Genomic DNA, 22,500 nt, shown 5'->3' with positions numbered 1-22,500 from the left:
TTCGTTCTATTTCCGTGAACTGTTGTTCGCGGAGCCCCTTCACTTGGCAAGCGCTTTACCGCGCGACCGCCGAGGGGCGCTCACGCGCAGAGATCCTGGGCGGCGGTGTTGCCGCTGAACGTGGGCGCGGGCGGGGACGGCGTTCGGTACGCACCGTGTCCGGGCAACTGCGCAGGGGTGTGATTCCGGCCGCTTCCCCGCGGCCCCTGGGTCACCTCGCGTCCGACTTTCCGTGCGACGGACACAGGAGCGTCCCTGCGCAGCCGCTCGAACAACTCTTCCGCCTCGGGCTCCACGAGTTGGTCGCGATTGGCGTTGCCCGCGTACGACTCCCGGGGAACGGTCAGGAACTGCACCCGTTCCGTGGGGATCTCCCGCAGACCGCGCACGAGTTCGTAGAGTCCGCGCAGACTCGCCAGCCCGGGGTCGGTCGTCAGGGCGGACGTGGCCGCGTCGAGCACCGGATACAGCTTCGCCGGGTTCAGCAGCACGTCGTTGCCGCGCACCTTGTTGACGAGCGCGCCGAGGAAAAGCTGCTGCCGCATTATCCGGTCGGTGTCGCTGCCGTTGCCGAGGGACTTGCGGGCGCGCACGAACCCGAGGGCCTGCTCCCCGTCGAGCGTCACCCGCCCCGCCGGCAGCCACAGCTTGGCCGCCTTGTCGTGGATCGGCTCCTTCAGGCACACCTGCACCCCGTCCAGCGCCTCCACCATCTCCTTGAACCCGCTGAAGTCGACGACGACGTGGTGGTCGACGCGGATCCTCGTCAGTTTCTCCACCGTCCGGATGGTGCAGGCGGAGCCGCCCGTCTGGAACGCGTAGTTGAACATCGCGAACACCGGCCGGGTCCGGGATCCGTCCGGTCGCAGGCAGCCGGGCACGTCCACCATCAGGTCCCGGGGGATCGACACCGCCGTCGCGCTGCGCCGCCCGGCGGCCAGGTGCAGCAGGATCGTCGTGTCCGAGCGCTCCGTGCCCGAGTCCCGCCCGTAGGCGGCGTTGCCGTCGCCCGAGCGCGAGTCCGACCCGATCAGCAGGATGTTCCGGGCGTCCTTCACCAGTGCGGTCGGCCGTTCGCTCTCGTACCGGGCGAGCTCCGCCGCGGCCGCCTCGTCGGGCGTGATGTTCCCGTCGAGCAGCGCGTACACCACCCACCCGGTCACTCCCGCCCCCACGACCACCACCCCCACGGCCCCCGCCCCGACCCGCCCCCACCACCGCCGACGCCGCCGCCGAAGCCCCGCCCCGGACGCGGAGGCCCCAGCCGTCTCACCCACCACGACCCACCCCTCCTCCCGGCCGACGCCCGAACACCCCGACCCCTCGACGATGGCCCCCGCCGCCGCTGGGTGGGGGGCGGGACTGGGCCGAACGGGTGAGGGTGGGGCGGTCACCTGGGGTGGGCACAGGCCGGGGCAAGCGGGGTTCCAGGGCCCCTCACCAGGGACACACGGCGGCCCCCGTGGGAATCCCGGCTCAGGACCCCGCGCGCACCACCGTCACCCGCTCACTCTCGATCCGCGCTGCCACGGCTTCCTCCCCCGCCCGCGACAGGTTCGGGCACAGCACCACCGACCCCCCGCTGGCCAGCGGCGCGTACAGCCCCGCGCTCAGCCCCTCCCAGGTGTCGTACGGCAGCCCCGACAGCAACCGGGACCCCGGCCCCGTCAGACCGAGCCCGCCCGCGTCCCCCCGCGCGTGCTCCACCAGCTCCGCGCCCGTGTACTCAGCCCCGGCGACGATCAGCGCCGGCTCCTCCGGGTCGACCGGCGCGTACGGGGTGAACCGATCACCGTGACCGGGCACGTCCACGGCGTAGTCGGCGTACCCCTGCGGAGGCCCCGGCACGAACCGCCGCCCCAGCGGCGCCAGCGACAGCGCATACCGCTCCCCCCGGCACGCGAGCCCCTCCTCGAAGCGCCCGGGCCCGGCCACCACGACGTCCGCCCGCGCCGCATCCCCCGCCACGTCCGCGATCACGCCGACCGACGAACACGCCAGCAGCCACACCGCCGTCTGCCAGTGCGCGGGCAGCAGCAGCGCGACCCGGTCGCCGGGTTCGACGGACAGGCCGTCCTGGAGGAGGTTCGAGGTCTTGGCCACCCAATTGGCGAAGGTGGCCACGGACAATTCGACCCGTTCGCCGGTGGCATCGTCGTAGAAGGTCACCAGCGGGCGCGCGGGATCCGCGGCGAGCGCGGAACGCAGCAGGTCGGCAGGGGTTCGATCGGTGGCGTTCACCCGCGCAAGCGTACGCGCCGCACACGCCGAACACCGGCCCGGACACCACCGGTTCGGCCGAACGCCGCCGACACTCCGTCAACCCGCCCGAAGTGGCGGACGGGTACCGCTGTGCACAGCATCAGTGCCATGCGTGGATTGCTTGCTACCTCGATCGGTGTCACCTGTGCGGCGTCCCTCGCCCTCCCGTTGACGCCGTCCGCCACCGCGGTGACGGCGCGACCGGCGCCGACCGCGGAGACGGCGACCGCCGCGGCCCAGGCCACGAGCCCCGCCGCCCCGCTCCCGGGCAGCACCCAGTCGCTGCCCCTGACCCCCCTCACCCGCGACCGCACCCGCGCCGGCACCGGCGCCGAACAGGGCGTCACCCGCCGGGACGTACGCCCCTTCTCCCTCCTCGGCATCGTCTGGGACGACCCGGACGCCGAACTCGACGGCCGCGTCCAGGTCCGCACCCGGGACGCCAAGACCCGTGCCTGGTCCGGCTGGCAGGACGTGGAGACCCACAACGCCGACCACGGCGCCGACCCCGACGCCGCCGAACGCACCTCGGGCCGTGTCCGCGGCGCCACCGCCCCCCTGTGGGTGGGCGACTCCGACGGCGTCGAACTCCGTGTCAGGCCCGCCACGGGCCACCGTACGGAGGACACCGCGCGCGGCGTCCGCACCGCGGCGTCGACCGCCCCGCTCCCGGCGGGCCTGAGCCTCGAACTCGTCGACCCGGGCGCCGCCGCCCCGGCACCCGCCCCCGTCACCCGGATGCTGACGACCCGGGCCGCCGCCTTCGGGACGTCCGCAGCCACCGAGATCCCCGCCCTGAACCGCGAGGCCACCGAGCGCGAGCTCCTCGCCCAGCCCGGCGCCCCGCTGTCGCCGGGTCAGCGGGCGGCGAAGCCGTACATCGGCCCGCGCCCGAACATCGTCACCCGCCGCGGCTGGGGCGCCGACGAGTCGCTGCGGGAGAGCGGCTTCCGCTACACGACGACGGTCAAGGCGGCCTTCGTGCACCACACCGCCTCCGGCAACAACTACACGTGCGCGCAGGCCCCGTCCGTCATCCGCGGCATCTACCGCTACCACGTCAAGAGCCTGGGCTGGCGGGACATCGGCTACAACTTCCTCGTCGACAAGTGCGGAACCCTGTACGAGGGCCGCGCCGGGGGAGTGACGAAGGCGGTCATGGGCGCCCACACCCTCGGCTTCAACAGCAACAGCATGGGCATCGCCGCCATCGGCACCTACACCAGTACCAAACCGTCCGCCGCGACCGTGAAAGCCATCGCCAGTCTGACGGCGTGGAAGCTGGGTCTGTTCGGGGGCAATCCGAACGGAAAGACATACCTGAAGTCAGGCGGTGGCAATCTCTACGCAAAAGGTAAGAACGTACGACTGAACGTGATCTCCGGTCACCGGGACGGCTTCGCCACGGAATGCCCAGGACGGCAGCTCTACGGCAAGCTCGCCTCGGCCCGCACGACGGCGGCGCGCTACCAGGGGCGCTGAGGTCGGCCCGGCACGCCCGGGCCGGGGCCCTCCACCGGGCCCCGGCCCGGGCGGACCCATGCGGACCCGCATCCGTCGAAGTTGCCGCACGAGGTCTGCATACACTGGCCGGCCGAAAGAAAGTTCGGCCGGTCCCGGCAGGAAGCAGAGACGAAGGTGACAGAAGCGATCCTCCTGGTCGGCGGCAAGGGCACCCGGCTGCGCCCGCTCACGGTGCACACGCCCAAACCGATGGTCAGGGCAGCGGGGGTGCCGTTCCTGACGCACCAACTGGCGCGGGCGAGAGCGGCGGGCGTGGAGCACATCGTCCTCGCGACGAGCTACCTGGCGGAGGTCTTCGAGCCGTACTTCGGCGACGGCGCGTCGATGGGCCTGCACATCGAGTACGTCACCGAGGAGGAGCCGCTCGGCACGGGCGGCGCGATCCGCAACGTCGCCTCCCGGCTGCACTCGGGCCCCGACGACCCGGTGCTCGTCTTCAACGGCGACATCCTCACCGGCCTCGACATCCGCAGGCTCGTCTCCACCCACGAGACGACCGGGGCGGACGTCTCCCTGCACCTCACCAAGGTGAGCGACCCGCGCGCCTACGGACTGGTGCCCACCGACGACTCGGGCAGGGTGCTGGCCTTCCTGGAGAAGCCCCAGACGCCCGAGGAGATCGTCACCGACCAGATCAACGCGGGCGCCTACGTCTTCCGCCGCTCGGTCATCGACACCATCCCGCACGGCCGGCCGGTGTCGGTGGAGCGCGAGACGTTCCCCGACCTCCTCGAAGCCGGCGCCCACCTCCAGGGCATGGTCGACTCGACGTACTGGCTGGACCTCGGCACGCCCGCGGCCTTCGTCCGCGGCTCCGCCGACCTCGTCCTCGGCCGGGCCCCGTCCCCGGCGCTGCCCGGCCGCTGCGGCGACCGTCTCATCCTGCCGACGGCGACGGTCGCCCCCGACGCCAAGCTGACCGGCGGCACGGTGGTCGGCGAGGGAGCCTTCGTCGCGGAGGGCGCGCGCGTCTTCGGCTCGACGATCCTTCCCGGCGCCGTCATCGAGCCCGGCGCGGTCATCACCGACTCCCTGATCGGCACCCGGGCCCGCGTCGGCGAACGCTCCGTCCTGACCGGCACGGTCATCGGCGACGACGCGGTCGTCGGCGCGGACAACGAACTCCGCGACGGCGCGAGGATCTGGTGCAACGCCGAGATCCCGGCAGGAGCGGTCCGCTTCTCCTCGGATCAATGAGCTCCGGGGGCGGCGGCCCTCAGGCACGGGAAGGGCAGGGGCGGCGGGGGCGGAGAACACCCCGCCGGCTTCACCACGACCCGATGTCCGTCTTCCGCATCTTCGGCGCCCGCCGCGCCGGCACCCGCCCGCTCAGCAGAATCAGCCGCGCCGCCCGATGCCGCTGCCCCGCGTACGGCTCCAGCAGCTCCAGCATCATCGCGTCGTCCGCCTCACGGTCCCCCGCCAGCGCGAAGCCGACGATCCCCGGCAGATGCAGATCCCCCACGGTCACCTCGTCCGCCGCCCCGTGACTGCGCTGCACCGTCTCCGTCGACGTCCACGGCCCGATCCCCGGCACGACCTCCAGCCGCTCCCGCGCGGCCGAAGGCTCCATCCGCACCGCCTCCTCCAGCCGGGCGGCGACCCGCACCGCCCGCAGGATCGTCGACGCCCTCTTGTCGTCCACCCCGGCCCGGTGCCACTCCCACGACGGGATCAGCGCCCACGTCCGCGGCGACGGCATCACGAACATCGGACCGCCCGCCGGTCCCGGCCCCGGCGCGGGCTCCCCGAACTTGCACACCAGCCTGCGCCACGCCCGGTACGCCTCGTCGGCCGTGACCTTCTGCTCCAGGACCGACGGGATCAGCGACTCCAGCACCAGCCCGGTCCGCGTCAGCCGCAGCCCCGGCCGCCGGTGCCGCGCCGTCGCCACCACCCGGTGCCGGGGCGTGAACGCGTCCGGGTCGTCCGACGCGCCGAGCAGGTCCGGCATCCGCTCCAGCAGCCACCGCGCCCCGGGCCCCCACGCCTGCCCGCGCACCGCGCCGCCGCCGGGCGCCGCGCAGACCCGTAGGGTCCCCGGCCCGGCGGGCGTCAGAGCGGTCCGCCACACCGACCCGTCAGGCATGGCCCGGAACGTCGGATCGCCGGGCCCGCGGCGCAGCGGCCCCAGCACCAGCCCCAGGTCCAGCGTTCCCTCCGGCACCCACGTCCGCACCCGCGTCGCCCCGGCCCCGCCGTCAGCCTCGCCCCCGGCCTGCCGGGGCACCCCGCCGGGCACACCGACATGCCCGCCGCGCACCGTCGTGCGCGTGGGCCGGGGATCGAATCGTCCGGACACGGAGAGGTTCCCGGGGGAAGACGGAAGAGGTTCTGGGGAGGGGTCCTGCGGGGAAGGGGTTCTACGAGGGTAAAGGCAGCGCCGACGGCACAGGCACCCCTGCGGAACTCACCGGACCTCGATGAAGGACCCCGCGTCCCGCTCCGCCCGCGCTTTCGGCTCCTCGGCCGGATGCCCGACCGCCACCGCGCCCATAGGGTCCCACTCCGGCGGCAGCTCCAGCGCCTCCCGCACGACGTCCCGGCAGAACATCGTCGACGACACCCACGCGGACCCCAGTCGCTCCCCGGCCAGCGCGACCAGGAGGTTCTGCACGCCCGCCCCGGTCGCCACGACGAACATCTCCCGCTCGGCCCCGTCCCGCCGCGGATCGCCGTACGTGTGCGACCCGTCCATGACCAGACACGGAACGACCAGGTAGGGCGCGTTGCGCAGCACGTCCCCCCGTCGCACCCGCTTGGCGATCGACTCCTCGGACTTGCCGTCCCGCCGCAGGTCCGCGATCCACGCGTCCCGCATCGCGTCCAGCAGCCGCAGGCGGGACGCCGGCGACTCCAGCAGCACGAACCGCCACGGCGTCGTGTGGTGCGGCGCGGGCGCCGTGACCGCCGCCGCCACGGCCCGCCGTACCGCCCCGGGGTCGACGGGCTCGTCGGTGAAGGCGCGCACGGTCCGCCGCTGGGTGACCGCCAGCCGCACCGCCTCTGAGGTGCCGAGCCGGAACATGTCGTCGCGCGCGTCGCGCACCATGGCCCGCGCGCCCTCCGCGTCGCCGTCGGCGACCACATGACCCAGACCGCGCACGACCGCCACCGGCAGTCCGGCGGCCTTGCCCTTCACCAAGTCGCCCGCGGAGGCCAGTTCGTCGGCCGTCGCGACGACGGTCGCGCTCAGCGGGTTGCCGTGCGCGTCCGTGCCCCCGCGCAGGTCGTCGAGCACGCGCACACCGGCGGCGCCGATGGCGACATCGGTGAGACCCGCGCGCCAGGGCCGCCCGAAGGTGTCGGTGACGACGACGCCGACGTTCACGCCGAGGGCGTCGCGCAGCCCGTCGCGGATCGCGCGCGCGGAGGCGTCCGGGTCCTCGGGCAGCAGCAGCACCGTGCCGGCGGGGGTGTTGGAGGCGTCGACGCCGGCCGCGGCCATCACCAGGCCCTGCCGGTTCTCCACGATCCGCAGCGGACCGCGCCGGGCCACGACCCGGACGGTCTCGGCGTCGACGGCGGCCTCGCGGTCCTCGGCCCGGACGATCCGCCCCTCCGCCTTGGACACGATCTTCGACGTCACCAGCAGCACGTCCCCGTCGACGAGCGCGGGCTCGGCGGCGGCGATCAGCTTGGCGAGGTCGTCCCCGGGGCGCACCTCGGGCAGCCCGGGCACCGCCCAGACCCGGTAGCCGCTCTCCGTGTCCGCTCTCGTGCTCTCGACGGTCACGCTCCCCGCACCTCCTCCGCCAGGGCCAGCGCCTCGCGGGCCATCGTCGCGGTCGCCTCGACGTCGGTCATCATCAGCGGCACGGCCCGGCAGCGGATCCCGGCGGCCTCGACCCGGTCGACGACGCCCGCGTCGACGGTGTCCACGAGCCAGCCGTCGAGGAGGCCCGAGCCGTAGTGCTCGGCGACCGCCGCGGCCGTCGACTCCACGCCGACCGCCGCGAGCACCTTGTCGGCCATGCCGCGCACGGGCACGTCCCCGACGATGGGGGAGAGGCCGACCACCGGGACCCCCGCATCCGCGATCGCCTCGCGCACGCCGGGCACGGCGAGGATCGTGCCGACGGAGACGACCGGGTTCGACGGCGGGAAGAGGACGACGTCCGCCTCCGCGATCGCCTCAAGGACCCCCGGGGCGGGCTTCGCCTGCTCGGCGCCCACCGGCACGATCGCCTCGGCCGGCACGGACGCCCGCAGCCGCACCCAGTACTCCTGGAAGTGGACCGCCTTGCGCTCCCCGTCGACCTCGACGGCGACATGGGTCTCGACCCGGTCGTCGGTCATCGGGATCAGCCGCACGCCCGGCTTCCACCGGTCGCACAGTGCCTCGGTCACCGCGCTCAGCGGGTAGCCGGCGCCGAGCATCTGCGTCCGCACGATGTGCGTGGCGAAGTCCCGGTCGCCCAGCCCGAACCACTCGGGGCCCACGCCGTACGCCGCGAGCTCCTCCTTCAGATGGAAGGTCTCCTCGGCTCGCCCCCAGCCCTGCTCCTCGTTGATGCCGCCGCCGAGCGTGTACATCACCGTGTCCAGGTCCGGGCAGACCTTCAGCCCGAAGAGGTGGATGTCGTCCCCGGTGTTGCCGATGACCGTGATGTCCGCGTCCGGCACGGCCCGCTTCAGACCGCGCAGGAACCGGGCACCGCCGATGCCGCCTGCCAGAACCACAATGCGCATGGCGCAAGTCTCGCAGGCGGGTACGACAACGCGGTGCGCGGCCGGTCCGGCGCGGCCGGCCTGTCTCAGGCGGACAGGGCGTCGGCCTCGCTGCGGTCCCCGCCGCGCCCCTCGCAGTGAGGTGCCGTGTGCATGGGCATCTCGGTCAGGCCGGGGAAGTAGACGTGCAGGCTGACCGCCGGTTCCAGCGCGTCGTTGACGACCTCGTGCGCGTACCCGGGCGCGAAGACGCGCTGCGCTCCCGAGTCCAGCACGCGCGTGCCGCGCGCCGTGTGCTCGGTCAGCGCGCCGTCCAGGACGGTCAGCACACCCGAGGAGCGGCCGTGGTCGTGCGCCCCGCTGCCCTGTCCGGGCACCCAGGACAGCAGCCACACCTCGTAGCCGGGCCCGGTGCGCAGCCGGTGGTACCAGCGGGTCGTGGCGTCGTAGCGGACGAGGTGCTCCCACTGGGAGCGGTCGGCGGCGATGGAGCGGGCCAGGCCGACGAACTCCGCGACGGTGGAAGGGTGTTCGCGGGGAGCCTGGAGGAGGTGCGGGACTTCGAGGATGTCGCCGGCGATCTGCAGGTCGCTGTCGCTGTTCATGGGATGCGGGGGTTCCTCGGCGGAAGAAGTGGGGGCTGGGTGCACGTGCCGTGCGCCCGGGTCACGGGCGGCAGGGAAGCCCGGGTGCGGGCGTGAAACCGAGCGGTTCGGTCGCGGTGGACCGGGAGGGGAGCCGGAGCGCGTGAGGCTCAACAGCCGCAGGAACGACAACAGCTACAGCGAGCGCGGGCAGCACCGTGGGACCCGGCGGTGCGGGTCTTGGTGAGTGCCGAGTTCGCGAGCATGCCCACTAGGACACCGGTTCACACTCCCGCTGTCAACTCGACCACCCCCGCGCGGGGCCCTTTCACCTCATCAGGTCCATCTGCGAGGTGAAAGGTTTGTGCATGCCGCTGCCGGGACACATGGCGCACATGCCGGGCACGCAAGCCTCGCGGTGACCTCGTGATCCGAGTGTGATCAGGTTCGCCTTCGCGCGCGTGTCGGAACGGGACCGATCGAATGGGCGTCCTCCTTCGTGCAGGCGTTGTGCGGGCGAGGTGTCCGCCGGGCTCTCGACTGCGTGTCAAGGTTTATGGCGATTTGAACACTTACCGCACGGCCTTGGTTCCGCAGAGTGAATAAGGGGCTCAATAGCAGATCTCGGCTTGACTCTCCCGGAGCGGCACACTTGTAATTTCACTCGTGTCGTTCAGCCGCCATCGGTAACGGCCACGTCACGGGGACGCGAAAGACAGAGCGAGGGGCGCACATGACCGAGCTGGTGCAGCAACTGCTGGTCGACGACGCGGGCGAGGAACTCGGCTGGCAGGAGCGCGCACTGTGCGCCCAGACCGACCCCGAGTCCTTCTTCCCTGAGAAGGGCGGATCCACCCGGGAGGCGAAGAAGGTCTGCCTCGCGTGCGAGGTCCGCTCCGAATGCCTCGAGTACGCCCTCGCCAACGACGAACGCTTCGGCATCTGGGGCGGCCTGTCCGAGCGGGAACGCCGCAGACTGAAGAAGGCGGCCGTCTGAGCGGACGGCCCGCCTCCCCCAGCGGGAAGATCGTGAACGGCCCGTCGCCGGTGGCTTGTCCACAGGCGGCGGGCCGTTCACGCCCGCCCACCGCCCCTCAGCGAGACGCTTCGCGTCGCCCCTTTTGGTTCTGCCGATAGTGTGGTCGCTCGTCCGAACGCCCGCCGCCCCCCACACGGCACGGGCGTCCACCGCAGTCCATCGAACCGGGGCCCGTACCTCGATGTCCGTGCACAGCCACACGGCAGCCCAACACGACGCTGCCACACCGCAGTTCCCGCGCCATGTGGTGACCGCGGTCCTCGTCTCCCACGACGGCGCCCGCTGGCTCCCCGACGCGCTCGCCGGGCTGCTCGGCCAGGAGCGCCCCGTCCAGGCCGTCATGGCCGCCGACACCGGCAGCGCCGACGACTCAGCCCAACTGGTCACCGACGCGCTCGGCCCCGACCGCGTACTGCACCTCGCCCGGCGCACCGGCTTCGGCCAGGCCGTCGAGGAGGCCGGCCGAGCCGCCCCGGTCCTCACCCCCGAGGAACTGCCCTACCTCAAGCGCCCCAGCGGCTGGGACCCCGTCACGCGCACATGGCGCGACGACGCCTACGACCTCCCCGAGCTCCCGCACGGAGAACCCGTCCAGTGGCTGTGGCTGCTGCACGACGACTGCGCCCCCGAACCCGGCGCCCTCGCCGAACTCCTGCGCGTCGTCGACAACGAACTCGAACTCGGCCGCGACGACGTGGCCGTCGTCGGCCCCAAACTGCGCGGCTGGTACGACCGCCGCCAGCTCCTCGAAGTCGGCGTCACCATCGCCCGCTCCGGCCGCCGCTGGACCGGCCTGGACCGCCGCGAACAGGACCAGGGCCAGCACGACCACGTCCGCCCCGTGCTGTCGGTGTCCACCGCCGGCATGCTCGTCCGCCGCGACGTCTTCGAGGAACTCGGCGGCTTCGACCGCCGCCTGCCCCTCATGCGCGACGACGTCGACCTGTGCTGGCGCGCCACCGCCGCCGGCCACCGCGTCCTCGTCGCCCCCGACGCCGTCGTACGGCACGCCGAGGCCGCCTCCCGGGAGCGACGCGCGGTCGACTGCGCGGGCCGCACCGCGGCCTCCCCCCACAAGGTGGACAAGGCCGGCGCCGCCTACACCCTCCTCGTCAACAGCCGCACCGCCCAACTCCCCTGGATCCTGGTACGCCTCGTCCTCGGCACCCTGCTGCGGACCGTCGTCTACCTCGTCGGCAAGGTCCCCGGACAGGCCGTCGACGAGATCCGCGGCCTGCTGGGCACCCTGCTGCGGCCCGAGCGGATCATCGCCGCGCGGCGTGACCGCGCAAAGCCGCAGATCGACAAGGGCGAACTGCGGGCGCTGTTCCCGCCACCAGGAGCGACCGTCCGGGCCGCCGTCGAGCAGATCGCCGGCAACCTCTTCGGCGCCTCCGACCCCGAGACCCCCGGCGGCGCCGGACGGCACGGCGGCGCCATCGAATCCGGACCCGGCGGCGACGACGCCGACTTCCTGGAGATCGAGCAGTTCGCCCGCGTCAAGCGCATCGCCCGCAAACCAGGACCGGTGCTCTTCCTCGTACTGCTCCTCGTCTCCTTGGTCGCCTGCCGCAGCCTCCTGGGCGGCGGCGCGCTCGCCGGCGGCGCCCTGCTGCCCGCCCCGGCCGACGCCTCCGACCTCTGGTCGCGCTATCTGGACGCCTGGCACCCCGTGGGCGCGGGCGGCACCCCGGCCGCACCCCCCTACCTCGCGATCGTCGCCCTGCTGGCCTCCCTGCTGTTCGGATCGACCGGTCTCGCCGTCACCGTCCTGCTGGTCTGCTCCGTGCCACTGGCCGGCCTCACCGCCTACTTCGCCTCCCGCCCCCTCGTCACCTCCCGCCTGCTGCGCGCGTGGGCCGCCGTCGTCTACGCCTTCCTGCCCGCCGCCACCGGCGCGCTCGCCGGCGGCCGCATCGGCACCGCCGTCCTGGCCGTCCTGCTGCCGCTCATCGCACGCGCCGGCATCACCGCCGCCGGCCTCGCCAACTCCTCCGGGGCGCGCGGCAGCTGGCGGGCGACCTGGGCATACGCGCTGCTGCTGACGATCACCACCGCGTTCACCCCGATCGTCTGGCCCGTCGCCCTGGTCCTCGGCCTCGCCGTGCTGGCGGTGCGCCGCACCGAACTCCTCGCCTACGGGCCGCGTTTCCTGGCGCAGCTCGGCACCCCCCTGCTGATCCTCGCGCCCTGGTCGCTGACCCTGATGCCGTCCGGCTTCCTCACCGAGGCCGGCCTTCCCTACGGCCCCTCCACGGCCACCGCCGCCGACCTGCTCGGCGCCAGCCCCGGCGGCCCCGGCACCGTCGACGGCCTGATGCTCATCGGCGTCGTCCTGGCCGCCCTCGCCGCCCTTCTGCGCTCCGAGCGCCAGGCGGGCATCCGCACGGCGTGGACCGTCGCCCTGGTCGGCCTCGTCTTCGCCGTCCTGTCCAACCAGTCCGCCTGGGCCGGTCCCGCCACCCTCGTCTACGGCATCGCCCTGCTCGCCGCCGCCCTCCTCGGCGCCGACGGCGCACGCGGGCGCGTCGCCGAACAGAGCTTCGGCTGGCGCCAGCCGGTCGCCGCCCTCATCGCCTTCGCCTCGGCCGCCGGCCCGCTGCTCGTCGCCGCCGGCTGGATGCTCGGCGGCGCCGACGGCCCGCTGGAGCGCCGCGACCCCGTCCAGGTCCCGGCGTTCGTCGCCGAGGACAGCAACACGCGCGACCAGGCCCGCACCCTCGTCCTCGCCGGGGACTCCACCGCCCGCGTCGGCTACATGCTGGTCCGCGGCTCCGGCACCCGCCTCGGCGACGCCGAACTCGCCGCCGCCGACGGCGAGAACGAGGCCCTGAACAAGGTCGTCGCCAACCTCGTCGCCGGCTCCGGCGCCGACCAGAGCGACCAGCTCGGCAAGTTCGCCGTGCGCTACGTCCTCGTCCACAAGGGCGCGCCCCGCGAGATCACCCGCGTCCTGGACGCCACGCCCGGGATGTCCCGGCTCAGCCAGCAGGCCGGCGGTGACCTGTGGCGCGTCGACCAGGAGGTCTCCCGCGCGGCCGTCGTCACCGCGTCCGGCAAGGGCACCCCGGTCCCCGTCGCCGCCGGCCCCGTGGACATCCACACCGAGATCCCCGACGGCGACGACGGCCGGATCCTGCGCCTGGCCGACGCCGCCGCCGACGGCTGGACCGCCACCCTCGACGGCAAGCCGCTCACCCGCACCACCGTCGACGGCTGGGCCCAGGGCTTCGAACTCCCCGCCGGCGGCGGCGAGCTGGACGTCACCTACGACGACCCGTTCACCCACACCGCCTGGCTGTGGGCCCAGGGCGCCCTCGCCCTCGTCCTCGTCGTCCTCGCCCTCCCCGGCCGCCGCCGCGACGTCGACGACGACCTCCCCGAAGAGGAACCCCGGCCCGAGGCGGCCGCCGACGGCGAAGGCCGCCGCGCCCGCCGCCTGCGCGCCCAGGCCGAAGCGGAGGAAGCCGCCCGGGCCGAGGGCGAGGAAGCCACCACCCGGGCCGAAGCCGAGGACTTCCCGCCGCCCCCACCGCAGGAGACCCCGGCCGCCGTCCCCCAGCAGACCTCCTACGCCGACTGGGACACGCCCGGCTACGCGGGCGCCTCCCACCCCGCCCACGGCGGCGAGCAGTACCAGGCCGCCCCCCAGCAGTACCCGCCGGGCGGCTACGACCAGCAGTCCTACGCCCCCTACCAGGCCGCCCCCTACGACCCGTACGCCTACGAGGGACAGACCCCGCAGACGGGCCCCTACGAGCAGCAGGGTTACGACCCCTCGGCGTACGACAGGGCCGTCCACGACCCCCGCTACGACCAGAACCGCGACCCCCACGGCACCGGCAGCGAGCGCCCCGACGGGAGCCAGCAGTGAAGCGCACCACCCTGTCCCTGATCGCCGGCACGACCGCGCTCGCCGCCGTCACCGGCTTCGCCGCGCTCACCCAGCCGACCGACTCCGGTGCCGGCACCGCCGCGAAGGCGGCCGCCGTCCTGCCCGTGGAACGCGCCGGCCTGCTCTGCCCGGCGCCCAGCACCTCCGACCTCGCCGAGACGACGTACACGTCCTTCACGCCCGTCACCAAGGGCACCAAGAGCGGCGGCACGACCGAACTGCTGCCCGCCGCCGGGAAGACCGCCGCGGGCGACGGCAAGAAGAAGACCCCGGCCAAGCCCGTCCTCACGCCCAAGGCGCCCGGCACGCCCGCCGCCGGCGACACCTCCGGCGGCGCGTCGCCCGCGCTGATCGGCACCGCCGAGGGCAAGTTCGCGCCCGGCTGGACCCTCCAGGAGACCACCGAGGTCGCAGCCGGCACCGGCCGCGGCCTCCTCGGCGTCAACTGCACCGCCCCGGACACCGACTTCTGGTTCCCGGGCGTCAGCACCGCCGCCGACCGCACCGACTACCTCCACCTCACCAACCCGGACGACTCCGCCGCCGTCGCCGACATCGAGCTCTACGACAAGGACGGCCCCGTCGCGACCACCGCAGGCGACGACTTCACCGTCCCCGCCGGGTCCAGCGAGCCGATCCTGCTGTCCACGCTCACCGGCGAGAAGCAGGACGATCTCACCGTCCACGTCAACGTGCGCAGCGGCCGCGTCGGCGCCGCCGTCCAGGCCCTGGACGACAAACTCGGCGGCGACTGGCTGGCCGCGTCCACCGACCCGGCGGGCAGCCTCGTCGTCCCCGGCATCCCCAAGGACGCCACCGCCGTACGCCTCGTCGCCTTCACCCCGGCCGACTCCGACGCCGACCTGAAGGTCCAACTGGCCTCCCCGTCCGGCCTGATCACCCCGGCCGGCAAGGAGACACTGCACGTCAAGGCGGGCACGACGACCGCCCTCGACCTCGGCGACGTCACCCGCGGGGAAGCCGGCTCCCTCGTCCTGACCCCCACCGACCAGTCCGTGCCGGTCGTCGCCGCGGTCCGGGTGGTGCGCGGCAAGGGCGACAAACAGGAGTCCGCGTACCTCCCCGCCACCAGCCCGGTCGGCACCCGCGCGTCCGCCGTCGCCAACACCGCCAAGGGCACCACCCTCTCCATGACCGCCCCCACCGGCACGGCCAAGGTCAAGGTCACCGCCTCCGCCGGCACCGAGGGCGGAACGGCCGCGTCCCAGACGTACACGATCAAGGCGGGCACCACCCAGGACGTACAACTCCCCGCCCCCGCAGGCCTGAAGGGCACCTACGCCCTCACCGTGGAACCCCTCACCGCCACGCCCGTCTACGCCTCCCGCACCCTGGCGGCCTCGATCGACGGCCTCCCCGGCTTCACCATCCAGACCCTCCCGACCGACCGCGGAACAGTCGCGGTCCCCCGGACGGAACAGGACATGACGGTGCTGCAGAAGTGACCTGCCGCGACAGGGCACCCGCAGGGGACGGGCCAACCCCCGCTCAGTCCTCCCCGTAACGCGGATCCACCGTCTCCGGGGTGAGCCCCAGCAGCTCCGCCACCTGCTCCACCACCACCTCGTGCACCAACGCGGCCCGTTCCTCGCGCCCCTTGGTGCGGATCTCCACCGGCCGCCGGTAGACGACCACCCGCGCCCGCCGGCCCTCCCGCGCGGGGATCGTCCCGCCCAACGGCACCGCCTCGTCGTTCCACGGCCCGCCCGCGCCGTCCAGCCGCGGCACCTCCAGCACCATGAAGTCGATGTCGGCGAGCTGCGGCCAGCGCCGCTCCAGCCGCTCCACCGAGTCCTGCACCAGATCCGCGAACACCTCGGCACGGCTCGCCGCCAACGGCACCTGAGGGGGCGCGATCGGCCCCCGCATGCCCCGTCCGTGACGATCACGACGACGGGGCCCGGGGGCTGCGCTACGGGGCGGTACGGGGTTGTCCATCACCACTGAAGCGTATTCCCCGACGGGACCCGCCGCCGGACCCCACGCGGCGCCCCGCCCCGCACCGGCCGCCGCGCACCGCACGTCGGCGAATGACCATTCCAGCCAAGGTTGGGCTCGATTCCGTATCTCTCCGAGACCGTGGATCTCACGGCAATTGATGGTGTTTGTCCCCACCGACGACCGCATCCGACGCCTCACCTTGCCCGGAGGACTGGCGTTCCCGCAGGTCAGCGGGGTATGACTGGAGTCGTCTGTGGGGCGTTTCACAACCCGACACGGTGGAGTGACCTGGTGGAGAGTCGTCGCGGCCCGCTCAAGAGTGCGGTACCGTCCAACGTCGTGAGCCCTGTACGTCGCTGTTCGCGCACCGCCTGCGGCCGACCCGCCGTCGCGACGCTGACGTACGTCTACGCCGACTCGACCGCGGTCCTCGGCCCGCTCGCCACCTACGCCGAACCCCACTGCTACGACCTGTGCGCCGAGCACTCCGAACGCCTCACCGCCCCCCGCGGCTGGGAGGTCGTCCGGCTCCTCGACGGCTCCGCTCCCGCGCGCCCCAGCGGCGACGACCTGGAAGCGCTTGCCAACGCCGTCCGCGAGGCCGCCCGCCCGCAGGAACGCTCCGCCGGTGCCGGTGCCGGCACCGGCCGCGGGGCGGACCCGATGGAGGTCGCACGCCGCGGCCACCTGCGCGTGCTGCGCTCACCCGACAACTAGGGCGTGTCGCGAAAGCAGCGTCGTCCCAGCCGCTGCCGCCCAGGTGAGCCGTGCGGCACGCGCACGCCGCCGCAGAGGGCCGCCGGTCGCCCCGGGTAGTTTGTGGTGACTCGCAGAACTTCCAGGAAGGGTTGGCCGTGGCTGCTGATCTGTCGCAGATCGTGAAGGCGTACGACGTGCGCGGGGTGGTCCCGGACCAGTGGGACGAGTCCCTCGCCGAACTGATCGGCGCGGCCTTCGTCCAGGTGACCGACGCCGAGGCCGTCGTCGTCGGCCACGACATGCGCCCCTCCTCGCCCGGCCTGTCCGCCGCCTTCGCGCGCGGCGCGGCGGCCCGCGGCGCACACGTCACCCAGATCGGCCTGTGCTCCACCGACCAGCTGTACTACGCCTCCGGCGCCCTGAACCTGCCCGGCGCGATGTTCACCGCCTCGCACAACCCGGCCCGCTACAACGGGATCAAACTGTGCCGCGCGGGCGCCGCGCCGGTGGGCCAGGACAGCGGCCTGACCGAGATCCGCGAACTCGTCGAGAAATGGACCGCGTCGGCCGCCCCCGAACCGGCCGCCGAACGGGGAACCCTCAGCCGCACCGACACGTTGGACGACTACGCCGCGCACCTGCGCTCACTCGTCGACCTGACCTCCATCCGCCCCCTGAAGGTCGTCGTCGACGCGGGCAACGGCATGGGCGGCCACACCGTCCCCACCGTCCTCGCCGGCCTGCCCCTCACCGTCGTCCCGATGTACTTCGAACTCGACGGCACCTTCCCCAACCACGAGGCCAACCCCCTCGACCCGGCCAACCTCGTCGACCTCCAACAGCGCGTCCGCGCGGAGGGCGCCGACCTCGGCCTCGCCTTCGACGGCGACGCCGACCGCTGCTTCGTCGTCGACGAACAGGGCGAGCCGGTCTCCCCGTCGGCCATCACCGCCCTCGTCGCCGTCCGCGAACTCGCCCGCCACGGCGGCCGCGGCACCGTCATCCACAACCTGATCACCTCCTGGACGGTCCCCGAGGCCGTCCGGGAGAACGGCGGCACCCCCGTCCGCACGCGCGTCGGACACTCCTTCATCAAGGCCGAAATGGCCCGCACCGGCGCCATCTTCGGCGGCGAACACTCCGCCCACTACTACTTCAAGGACTTCTGGAACGCCGACACCGGAATGCTGGCCGCTCTCCACGTCCTGGCCGCCCTCGGCGGACAACCGGCCCCGCTCTCCTCCCTCGTCGACCGGTACGACCGCTACAGCGGCTCCGGAGAGATCAACTCCACCGTCGACGACCAGGCAGCCCGCATCGCGGCCGTCCGCGCCGCCTACGCCGACCGCCCCGACACCACCCTCGACGACCTCGACGGCCTCACCGTCTCCGCCGCCGACTGGTGGTTCAACGTCCGCCCCTCCAACACCGAACCCCTCCTCCGCCTCAACGCCGAAGCCAGGGACGAGCCGACCATGCGCAAACTCCGCGACGAGGTCCTGGCACTGATCCGCGCCTGACCCGGGCGGACCGCACCACGGACGGCGGGCGCCCCCGGTGCGTCGGACACCCCACGCCCCCGCCGCACCGGCGGTACCCTGACCAGGCACATCCACGCGCCCCGCACCACCCGGCCGCGCGACCCGACGCCCACCCGAAGGGACACCCCATGCCGCTCGAAGCCGGCCTCCTGGAGATCCTCGCCTGCCCCGCCTGCCACGCCTCCCTCCAGGAGCAGGACACCGAGCTGATCTGCACCGGCCAGGACTGCGCCCTCGCCTACCCCGTACGCGACGGCATCCCCGTCCTCCTCGTCGACGAGGCCCGCCGTCCCGCGTGACGCCCGACCGGCCGCACCCCCACGCGAACACCCCCGCCCGCCGCCCCAGGCGCCATCGGCGCGGGTGACGGCGCCCCGACGACCCGCGACGACCCGGCGATCGGAGACCTGACGCCATGCTCGACGAATCGCTGCTCGACACGCCGGAGGCCCTGGCCGAGGCAGACCACCGCGCCCTCCTGCGCGGAGCGGCCGAGGCAGGCGCCCGCGTCCGCACCGCCGCCCGGCACGCCACCGAGGCCGGCGTCCACCGACTCCAACCGGACGGCCGCCCCCGCGCCATCCTCATCGCCGGCCCCGGCGCGGCCGCCATCTGCGTCGCCGACCTCCTCGGCACCCTCGCCGGCGCCGCCTGCCCCGTCACCCGCCTCGCCCCCGCCGGCGTCGCCCCCGCCGCGGGCGCCCTGCGCTGGGAACTCCCCGGCTGGGTCGGCTCCATCGACCTCCTCCTCATCACCACCCCCGACGGCTCCGAACCCGGCCTCTCCCTCCTCGCCGAGCAGGCGTACCGCCGCGGCTGCACCGTCGCCGCCGTAGCCCCCGCCGGCTCCCCGCTCACCGAGGCCGTCAGCGCCGCGCACGGCGTGTTCATCCCGCTCGCCACCGCCCCCTACGAGCACGACGAACAGCCGCCCGTCGCCGCGTCCGCCCCCGGAGTGCTGTGGGCCCTGCTCACCCCGCTCCTCGCGCTCCTGGACCGCATCGCCCTGATCTCCGCCCCGCCGGAGGCGCTCGAACAGGTCGCCGACCGCCTCGACCACATCGCCGAACGCTGCGGTCCCGCCATCGCGACGTACAGCAACCCCGCCAAGACCCTGGCCGCCGAACTCGCCGACGCCCTCCCCGTCGTCTGGACCGAAGGCGTCTCCGCCGGGCCGGCCGGCCGCCGCTTCGCCGCCGCGCTCGCCGAACTCTCCGGCCGCCCCGCCCTCGTCGCCGAACTCCCCGAGGCCCTCGCCTCCCACAGCGCGCTGCTCGCCGGCCCGCTCGCCGCCAGTGCCGACCCGGACGACTTCTTCCGCGACCGCGTCGAGGAGCCCCCCGCCCTCCACGCGCGCGTGGTGCTGCTGCGTGACCGCCCCATCGGCGGACTCACGGCCGCCCCCGCCGCCCGCGACCTCGCCCTCAGCCACGACACCCCGATCAGCGAACTCGAACCGGAGCCCGGCGACGAACTCGTCACCCTCGCCGAACTGATCGCCGTCACCGACTTCGCCGCCGTCTACCTGGCGCTCGCCTCGGGAGCCTGACCTGGTGCCCCGGCACTGGCGACAGCCGACCGGGCCCTCCACGGTTGACCCACGAACAGCCGCACAGACACACGGACCGTCAGACAGACAGGCAGAGACACCTCATGGACCGCCTCGACAACACCGTCCGCCCCTACGCCTGGGGTTCGACCACCGCCATCCCCGCCCTCCTCGGCGTCGAACCCACCGGCGAACCGCAGGCGGAGATGTGGATGGGCGCCCACCCCGGCGCCCCCTCCCGCACCGCCCGGGGCGCCCTCGACGAGGTCATCGAAGCCGACCCGGAACGCGAACTGGGCGCCGCGACGACAGCCAAGTTCGGCCCCCGCCTGCCCTTCCTCCTCAAACTCCTCGCCGCCGGCGCCCCCCTCTCCCTCCAGGTCCACCCCGACCTGCGGCAAGCACGGGCAGGCCACGAGGACGAGGAGCGCCGCGGCATCCCCGTCGACGCACCCCACCGCAACTACAAGGACGCCAACCACAAGCCCGAACTCATCTGTGCCCTCACCGAGTTCGAAGGCCTGTGCGGCTTCCGCGAACCGGCCCGCGCCGCCGCCCTCCTCGACGGCCTGGGCGTCGACACGCTCACGCCCTACGTCGACCTCCTGCACGCCCGGCCCGAGGACGCCGCCCTGCGCGAGGTCCTCACCGCGCTCCTCACCGCCGACCGCGACGACATGGCCCACACCGTCGCCGAGGCGGCGGCCGCCTGCGACCGCCTCGGCGGCGACTGGGCCCCCTACGCCGGCATCGCCCACCACCACCCCGGCGACCCAGGCGTCATCGCCGCCATGCTCCTCAACCACGTCCGGCTCCAGCCCGGCGAGGCCCTCTTCCTCGGCGCCGGCGTCCCGCACGCCTACCTCAGCGGCCTCGGCGTCGAGATCATGGCCAACTCCGACAACGTCCTGCGCTGCGGCCTCACCCCCAAGCACGTCGACGTACCCGAACTCCTGCGCATCGTCCGCTTCGAGCCCGGCGACCCCGGCGTCCTGCGCCCCGAGGCCGCCCCCGACGGCGAAGAGTTCTACGACACCCCCGTCGACGAGTTCCGCCTCTCCCGCCACGTCCTGCCGGAGGGCGCCGCCGCCCGCGCCCTCACCCTCCCCACCCCGCAGATCCTGCTCTGCACCGCCGGCGCCGTCGACGTCGGCGAGCACCGGCTGACACCCGGTCACTCCGTCTTCGTCCCCGCGGACGAAAAGGTCGAAGTGTCCGGAGTGGGCACACTCTTCCGCGCCACCGTCGTCGTCTGACGCATCGCCCACCGCCCGCCGGGCACACGCACCTCGGCCCGTGCTGCAACAATGGCCCACCGTAAAGGGTGGGCAAAGCCGACGACGGCACGAGCGCCCCGAGGACGACCCGAGGACGAAGGGACCACGCGAACACATGAGCGCGTCAGGCGGCACCAGGGCGATCGTGGCGGCACTGGGCGCCAACCTCGCGATCGCGGCATCGAAGTTCGTCGCGTTCGCCTTCAGCGGCTCCTCGTCGATGCTCGCGGAGGGCGTCCACTCGCTCGCCGACTCCGGCAACCAGGCACTCCTCCTGGTCGGCGGCAAGAAGGCCCAGCGCCAGGCCACCCCGGAGCACCCCTTCGGCTACGGTCGCGAACGCTACATCTACGCCTTCCTCGTCTCCATCGTCCTCTTCTCCGTCGGCGGCATGTTCGCCATCTACGAGGGCTACGAGAAGCTCCAGCACCCGCACGAGATCGAGCACTGGTACTGGCCCGTCGGCGTCCTGGTCTTCGCGATCATCGCCGAGTCGTTCTCCTTCCGGACGGCCATCAAGGAGTCCGACCCCCTGCGGGGCGAGCACTCCTGGAAGGAGTTCGTGCGCCGCGCCAAGGCCCCCGAGCTCCCCGTCGTCCTCCTGGAGGACTTCGGCGCTCTCGTCGGCCTCGTCCTCGCCCTCGCCGGCGTCGGCCTCGCCATCGTCACCGGCGACGGCGTCTGGGACGGCATCGGCACCATCTGCATCGGCGTCCTGCTCGTCCTGATCGCCCTCGTCCTGGCCGCCGAGACCAAGTCCCTCCTCCTCGGCGAGGCCGCCGGCCCGGAGGAGACCCGCAAGATCGAGGCCGCCCTCGTCGACGGCGACACCGTCACCCGCGTCATCCACATGCGCACCCTCCACCTCGGCCCCGAGGAACTCCTCGTCGCCGCCAAGATCGCCGTGCGGCACGACGACACCGCCACCGAGATCGCGAACGCCATCAACGCCGCCGAGGCCCGCATCCGCCAGGCCGTCCCCATCGCCCGCGTCATCTACCTCGAGCCGGACATCTACAGCGAGGCCGAAGCCGCCAAGGGCCCCGACCGCGAAGCCACCCCCGGCGGTCCCGCCCACCCCCCGGCCGACCACTGACTCTCCCTTCCCCAAAGCCTCACCCAAAGTGATGGTCCTGATCCGTTCTGAGCCGGACTGGGGCCGCCCCGCGCCAGCGGTGTAGCTTGGAGCGGAGCCAGACGTCGCTGCTGATGGCGGTCGGGCGGTCCACCGACGGACCGACCGAGGGAGAGAGGGCCTCCGACGGACTGCGCTGCGCGTACGCGGGCACGCACGGGTCCCCTTCGAGCACCCCTGTCCGCCGCCGCGCAGTCAGCCGTATCCAGACCTCGTCCCAAACCCCGAGGAGCAGCTCGCATGACGACTGTCGAGAACCGACAGGACTTCAAGGTCGCCGACCTCTCCCTGGCCGAGTTCGGCCGCAAGGAGATCACGCTCGCCGAGCACGAGATGCCGGGCCTGATGGCGATCCGCAAGGA

19 protein-coding genes are annotated in these 22,500 nt (G+C 73.5%); 12 read left to right on the top strand and 7 right to left on the bottom strand.

Features of this window, described 5'->3' with window-relative positions; genetic code table 11:
* Positions 1-80: 80 nt before the first annotated feature.
* Together ACIOC0_RS13060 and ACIOC0_RS13055 are read right to left on the bottom strand one after the other, a co-directional pair.
* Positions 81-1,280 carry an LCP family protein gene (locus ACIOC0_RS13060; protein WP_402155105.1) on the bottom strand — a complete coding sequence of 400 codons (1,200 nt, stop codon included), beginning with the start codon at positions 1,278-1,280 and terminating at the stop codon, positions 81-83.
* Between the two features lie 196 nt (positions 1,281-1,476).
* A complete protein-coding gene (locus ACIOC0_RS13055; protein WP_352247721.1) occupies positions 1,477-2,241 on the bottom strand; it encodes a TIGR03089 family protein in 765 nt (254 codons plus the stop codon).
* 129 nt (positions 2,242-2,370) lie between these two features.
* On the opposite strand from ACIOC0_RS13055, the gene ACIOC0_RS13050 reads away from it, so the two are divergent.
* Positions 2,371-3,744, top strand: a complete 1,374-nt coding sequence (locus tag ACIOC0_RS13050; protein WP_402155103.1) for a peptidoglycan recognition protein — start codon at positions 2,371-2,373, stop codon at positions 3,742-3,744.
* Between the two features lie 156 nt (positions 3,745-3,900).
* Positions 3,901-4,983 (top strand): sugar phosphate nucleotidyltransferase, encoded by a 1,083-nt coding sequence (locus ACIOC0_RS13045; protein WP_402155102.1) that lies wholly within the window; start codon positions 3,901-3,903, stop codon positions 4,981-4,983.
* Positions 4,984-5,053: 70 nt separating this feature from the next.
* Here the strand turns inward: ACIOC0_RS13045 and ACIOC0_RS13040 are convergent, their stop codons facing one another.
* From ACIOC0_RS13040 to ACIOC0_RS13025, 4 genes are all read right to left on the bottom strand, one after another.
* Entirely contained in the window at positions 5,054-6,088 is a 1,035-nt protein-coding gene (locus tag ACIOC0_RS13040; protein ID WP_402155101.1) for a DNA-3-methyladenine glycosylase family protein, read from the bottom strand.
* A 108-nt stretch (positions 6,089-6,196) separates the two neighbouring features.
* Entirely contained in the window at positions 6,197-7,522 is a 1,326-nt protein-coding gene (locus ACIOC0_RS13035) for a coenzyme F420-0:L-glutamate ligase (protein ID WP_402155100.1), read from the bottom strand.
* On the bottom strand, positions 7,519-8,478 hold the full coding sequence (cofD, locus tag ACIOC0_RS13030) for a 2-phospho-L-lactate transferase (protein WP_402155099.1): 960 nt from the start codon (positions 8,476-8,478) through the stop codon (positions 7,519-7,521). Before cofD ends, ACIOC0_RS13035 begins: the two co-directional genes overlap by 4 nt.
* Positions 8,479-8,543: 65 nt before the next feature.
* A complete protein-coding gene (locus tag ACIOC0_RS13025; protein ID WP_402155098.1) occupies positions 8,544-9,062 on the bottom strand; it encodes a cysteine dioxygenase in 519 nt (172 codons plus the stop codon).
* 712 nt (positions 9,063-9,774) lie between these two features.
* On the opposite strand from ACIOC0_RS13025, the gene ACIOC0_RS13020 reads away from it, so the two are divergent.
* The 3 genes from ACIOC0_RS13020 (at position 9,775) to ACIOC0_RS13010 (ending at position 15,441) form a co-directional block, all read left to right on the top strand.
* Positions 9,775-10,038 carry a WhiB family transcriptional regulator gene (locus ACIOC0_RS13020; protein WP_030792866.1) on the top strand — a complete coding sequence of 88 codons (264 nt, stop codon included), beginning with the start codon at positions 9,775-9,777 and terminating at the stop codon, positions 10,036-10,038.
* A gap of 223 nt (positions 10,039-10,261) precedes the next feature.
* A complete protein-coding gene (locus ACIOC0_RS13015) occupies positions 10,262-13,954 on the top strand; it encodes a glycosyltransferase (RefSeq protein ID WP_402155096.1) in 3,693 nt (1,230 codons plus the stop codon).
* The gene (locus ACIOC0_RS13010; RefSeq protein WP_402155095.1) at positions 13,951-15,441 is read left to right on the top strand and encodes a DUF5719 family protein; all 1,491 of its coding nucleotides are present in this window, start codon (positions 13,951-13,953) and stop codon (positions 15,439-15,441) included. Before ACIOC0_RS13015 ends, ACIOC0_RS13010 begins: the two co-directional genes overlap by 4 nt.
* 43 nt (positions 15,442-15,484) lie before the next feature.
* Here the strand turns inward: ACIOC0_RS13010 and ACIOC0_RS13005 are convergent, their stop codons facing one another.
* Positions 15,485-15,865, bottom strand: a complete 381-nt coding sequence (locus tag ACIOC0_RS13005) for a metallopeptidase family protein (protein WP_352247713.1) — start codon at positions 15,863-15,865, stop codon at positions 15,485-15,487.
* Positions 15,866-16,228: 363 nt separating this feature from the next.
* On the opposite strand from ACIOC0_RS13005, the gene ACIOC0_RS13000 reads away from it, so the two are divergent.
* The 7 genes from ACIOC0_RS13000 to ACIOC0_RS12970 form a co-directional block, all read left to right on the top strand.
* Positions 16,229-16,654 carry a DUF3499 domain-containing protein gene (locus ACIOC0_RS13000; protein ID WP_402155094.1) on the top strand — a complete coding sequence of 142 codons (426 nt, stop codon included), beginning with the start codon at positions 16,229-16,231 and terminating at the stop codon, positions 16,652-16,654.
* A gap of 137 nt (positions 16,655-16,791) precedes the next feature.
* Complete coding sequence (locus ACIOC0_RS12995) at positions 16,792-18,156, top strand: phosphomannomutase/phosphoglucomutase (RefSeq protein WP_402155093.1); 1,365 nt, start codon at positions 16,792-16,794, stop codon at positions 18,154-18,156.
* A 149-nt stretch (positions 18,157-18,305) separates the two neighbouring features.
* A complete protein-coding gene (locus ACIOC0_RS12990) occupies positions 18,306-18,476 on the top strand; it encodes a Trm112 family protein (RefSeq protein WP_402155092.1) in 171 nt (56 codons plus the stop codon).
* 116 nt (positions 18,477-18,592) lie between these two features.
* A complete protein-coding gene (locus tag ACIOC0_RS12985) occupies positions 18,593-19,726 on the top strand; it encodes an SIS domain-containing protein (RefSeq protein ID WP_402155091.1) in 1,134 nt (377 codons plus the stop codon).
* A 104-nt stretch (positions 19,727-19,830) separates the two neighbouring features.
* Positions 19,831-20,982, top strand: a complete 1,152-nt coding sequence (manA, locus tag ACIOC0_RS12980; RefSeq protein ID WP_402155090.1) for a mannose-6-phosphate isomerase, class I — start codon at positions 19,831-19,833, stop codon at positions 20,980-20,982.
* 136 nt (positions 20,983-21,118) lie between these two features.
* Positions 21,119-22,099: a cation diffusion facilitator family transporter gene (locus tag ACIOC0_RS12975; RefSeq protein WP_402155089.1), complete on the top strand. Its 981-nt coding sequence runs from the start codon at positions 21,119-21,121 to the stop codon at positions 22,097-22,099.
* A 216-nt stretch (positions 22,100-22,315) separates the two neighbouring features.
* The coding region (locus ACIOC0_RS12970) for an adenosylhomocysteinase (RefSeq protein ID WP_402155498.1) at positions 22,316-22,500 on the top strand (185 nt) is incomplete at its 3' end.

The sequence above is a fragment of the Streptomyces sp. NPDC088254 genome (assembly GCF_044740925.1).
Lineage (GTDB): Bacteria > Actinomycetota > Actinomycetes > Streptomycetales > Streptomycetaceae > Streptomyces.
Note: the sequence above shows the minus strand (reverse complement) of the source record. Positions and strands in the feature narration are given on the sequence as shown.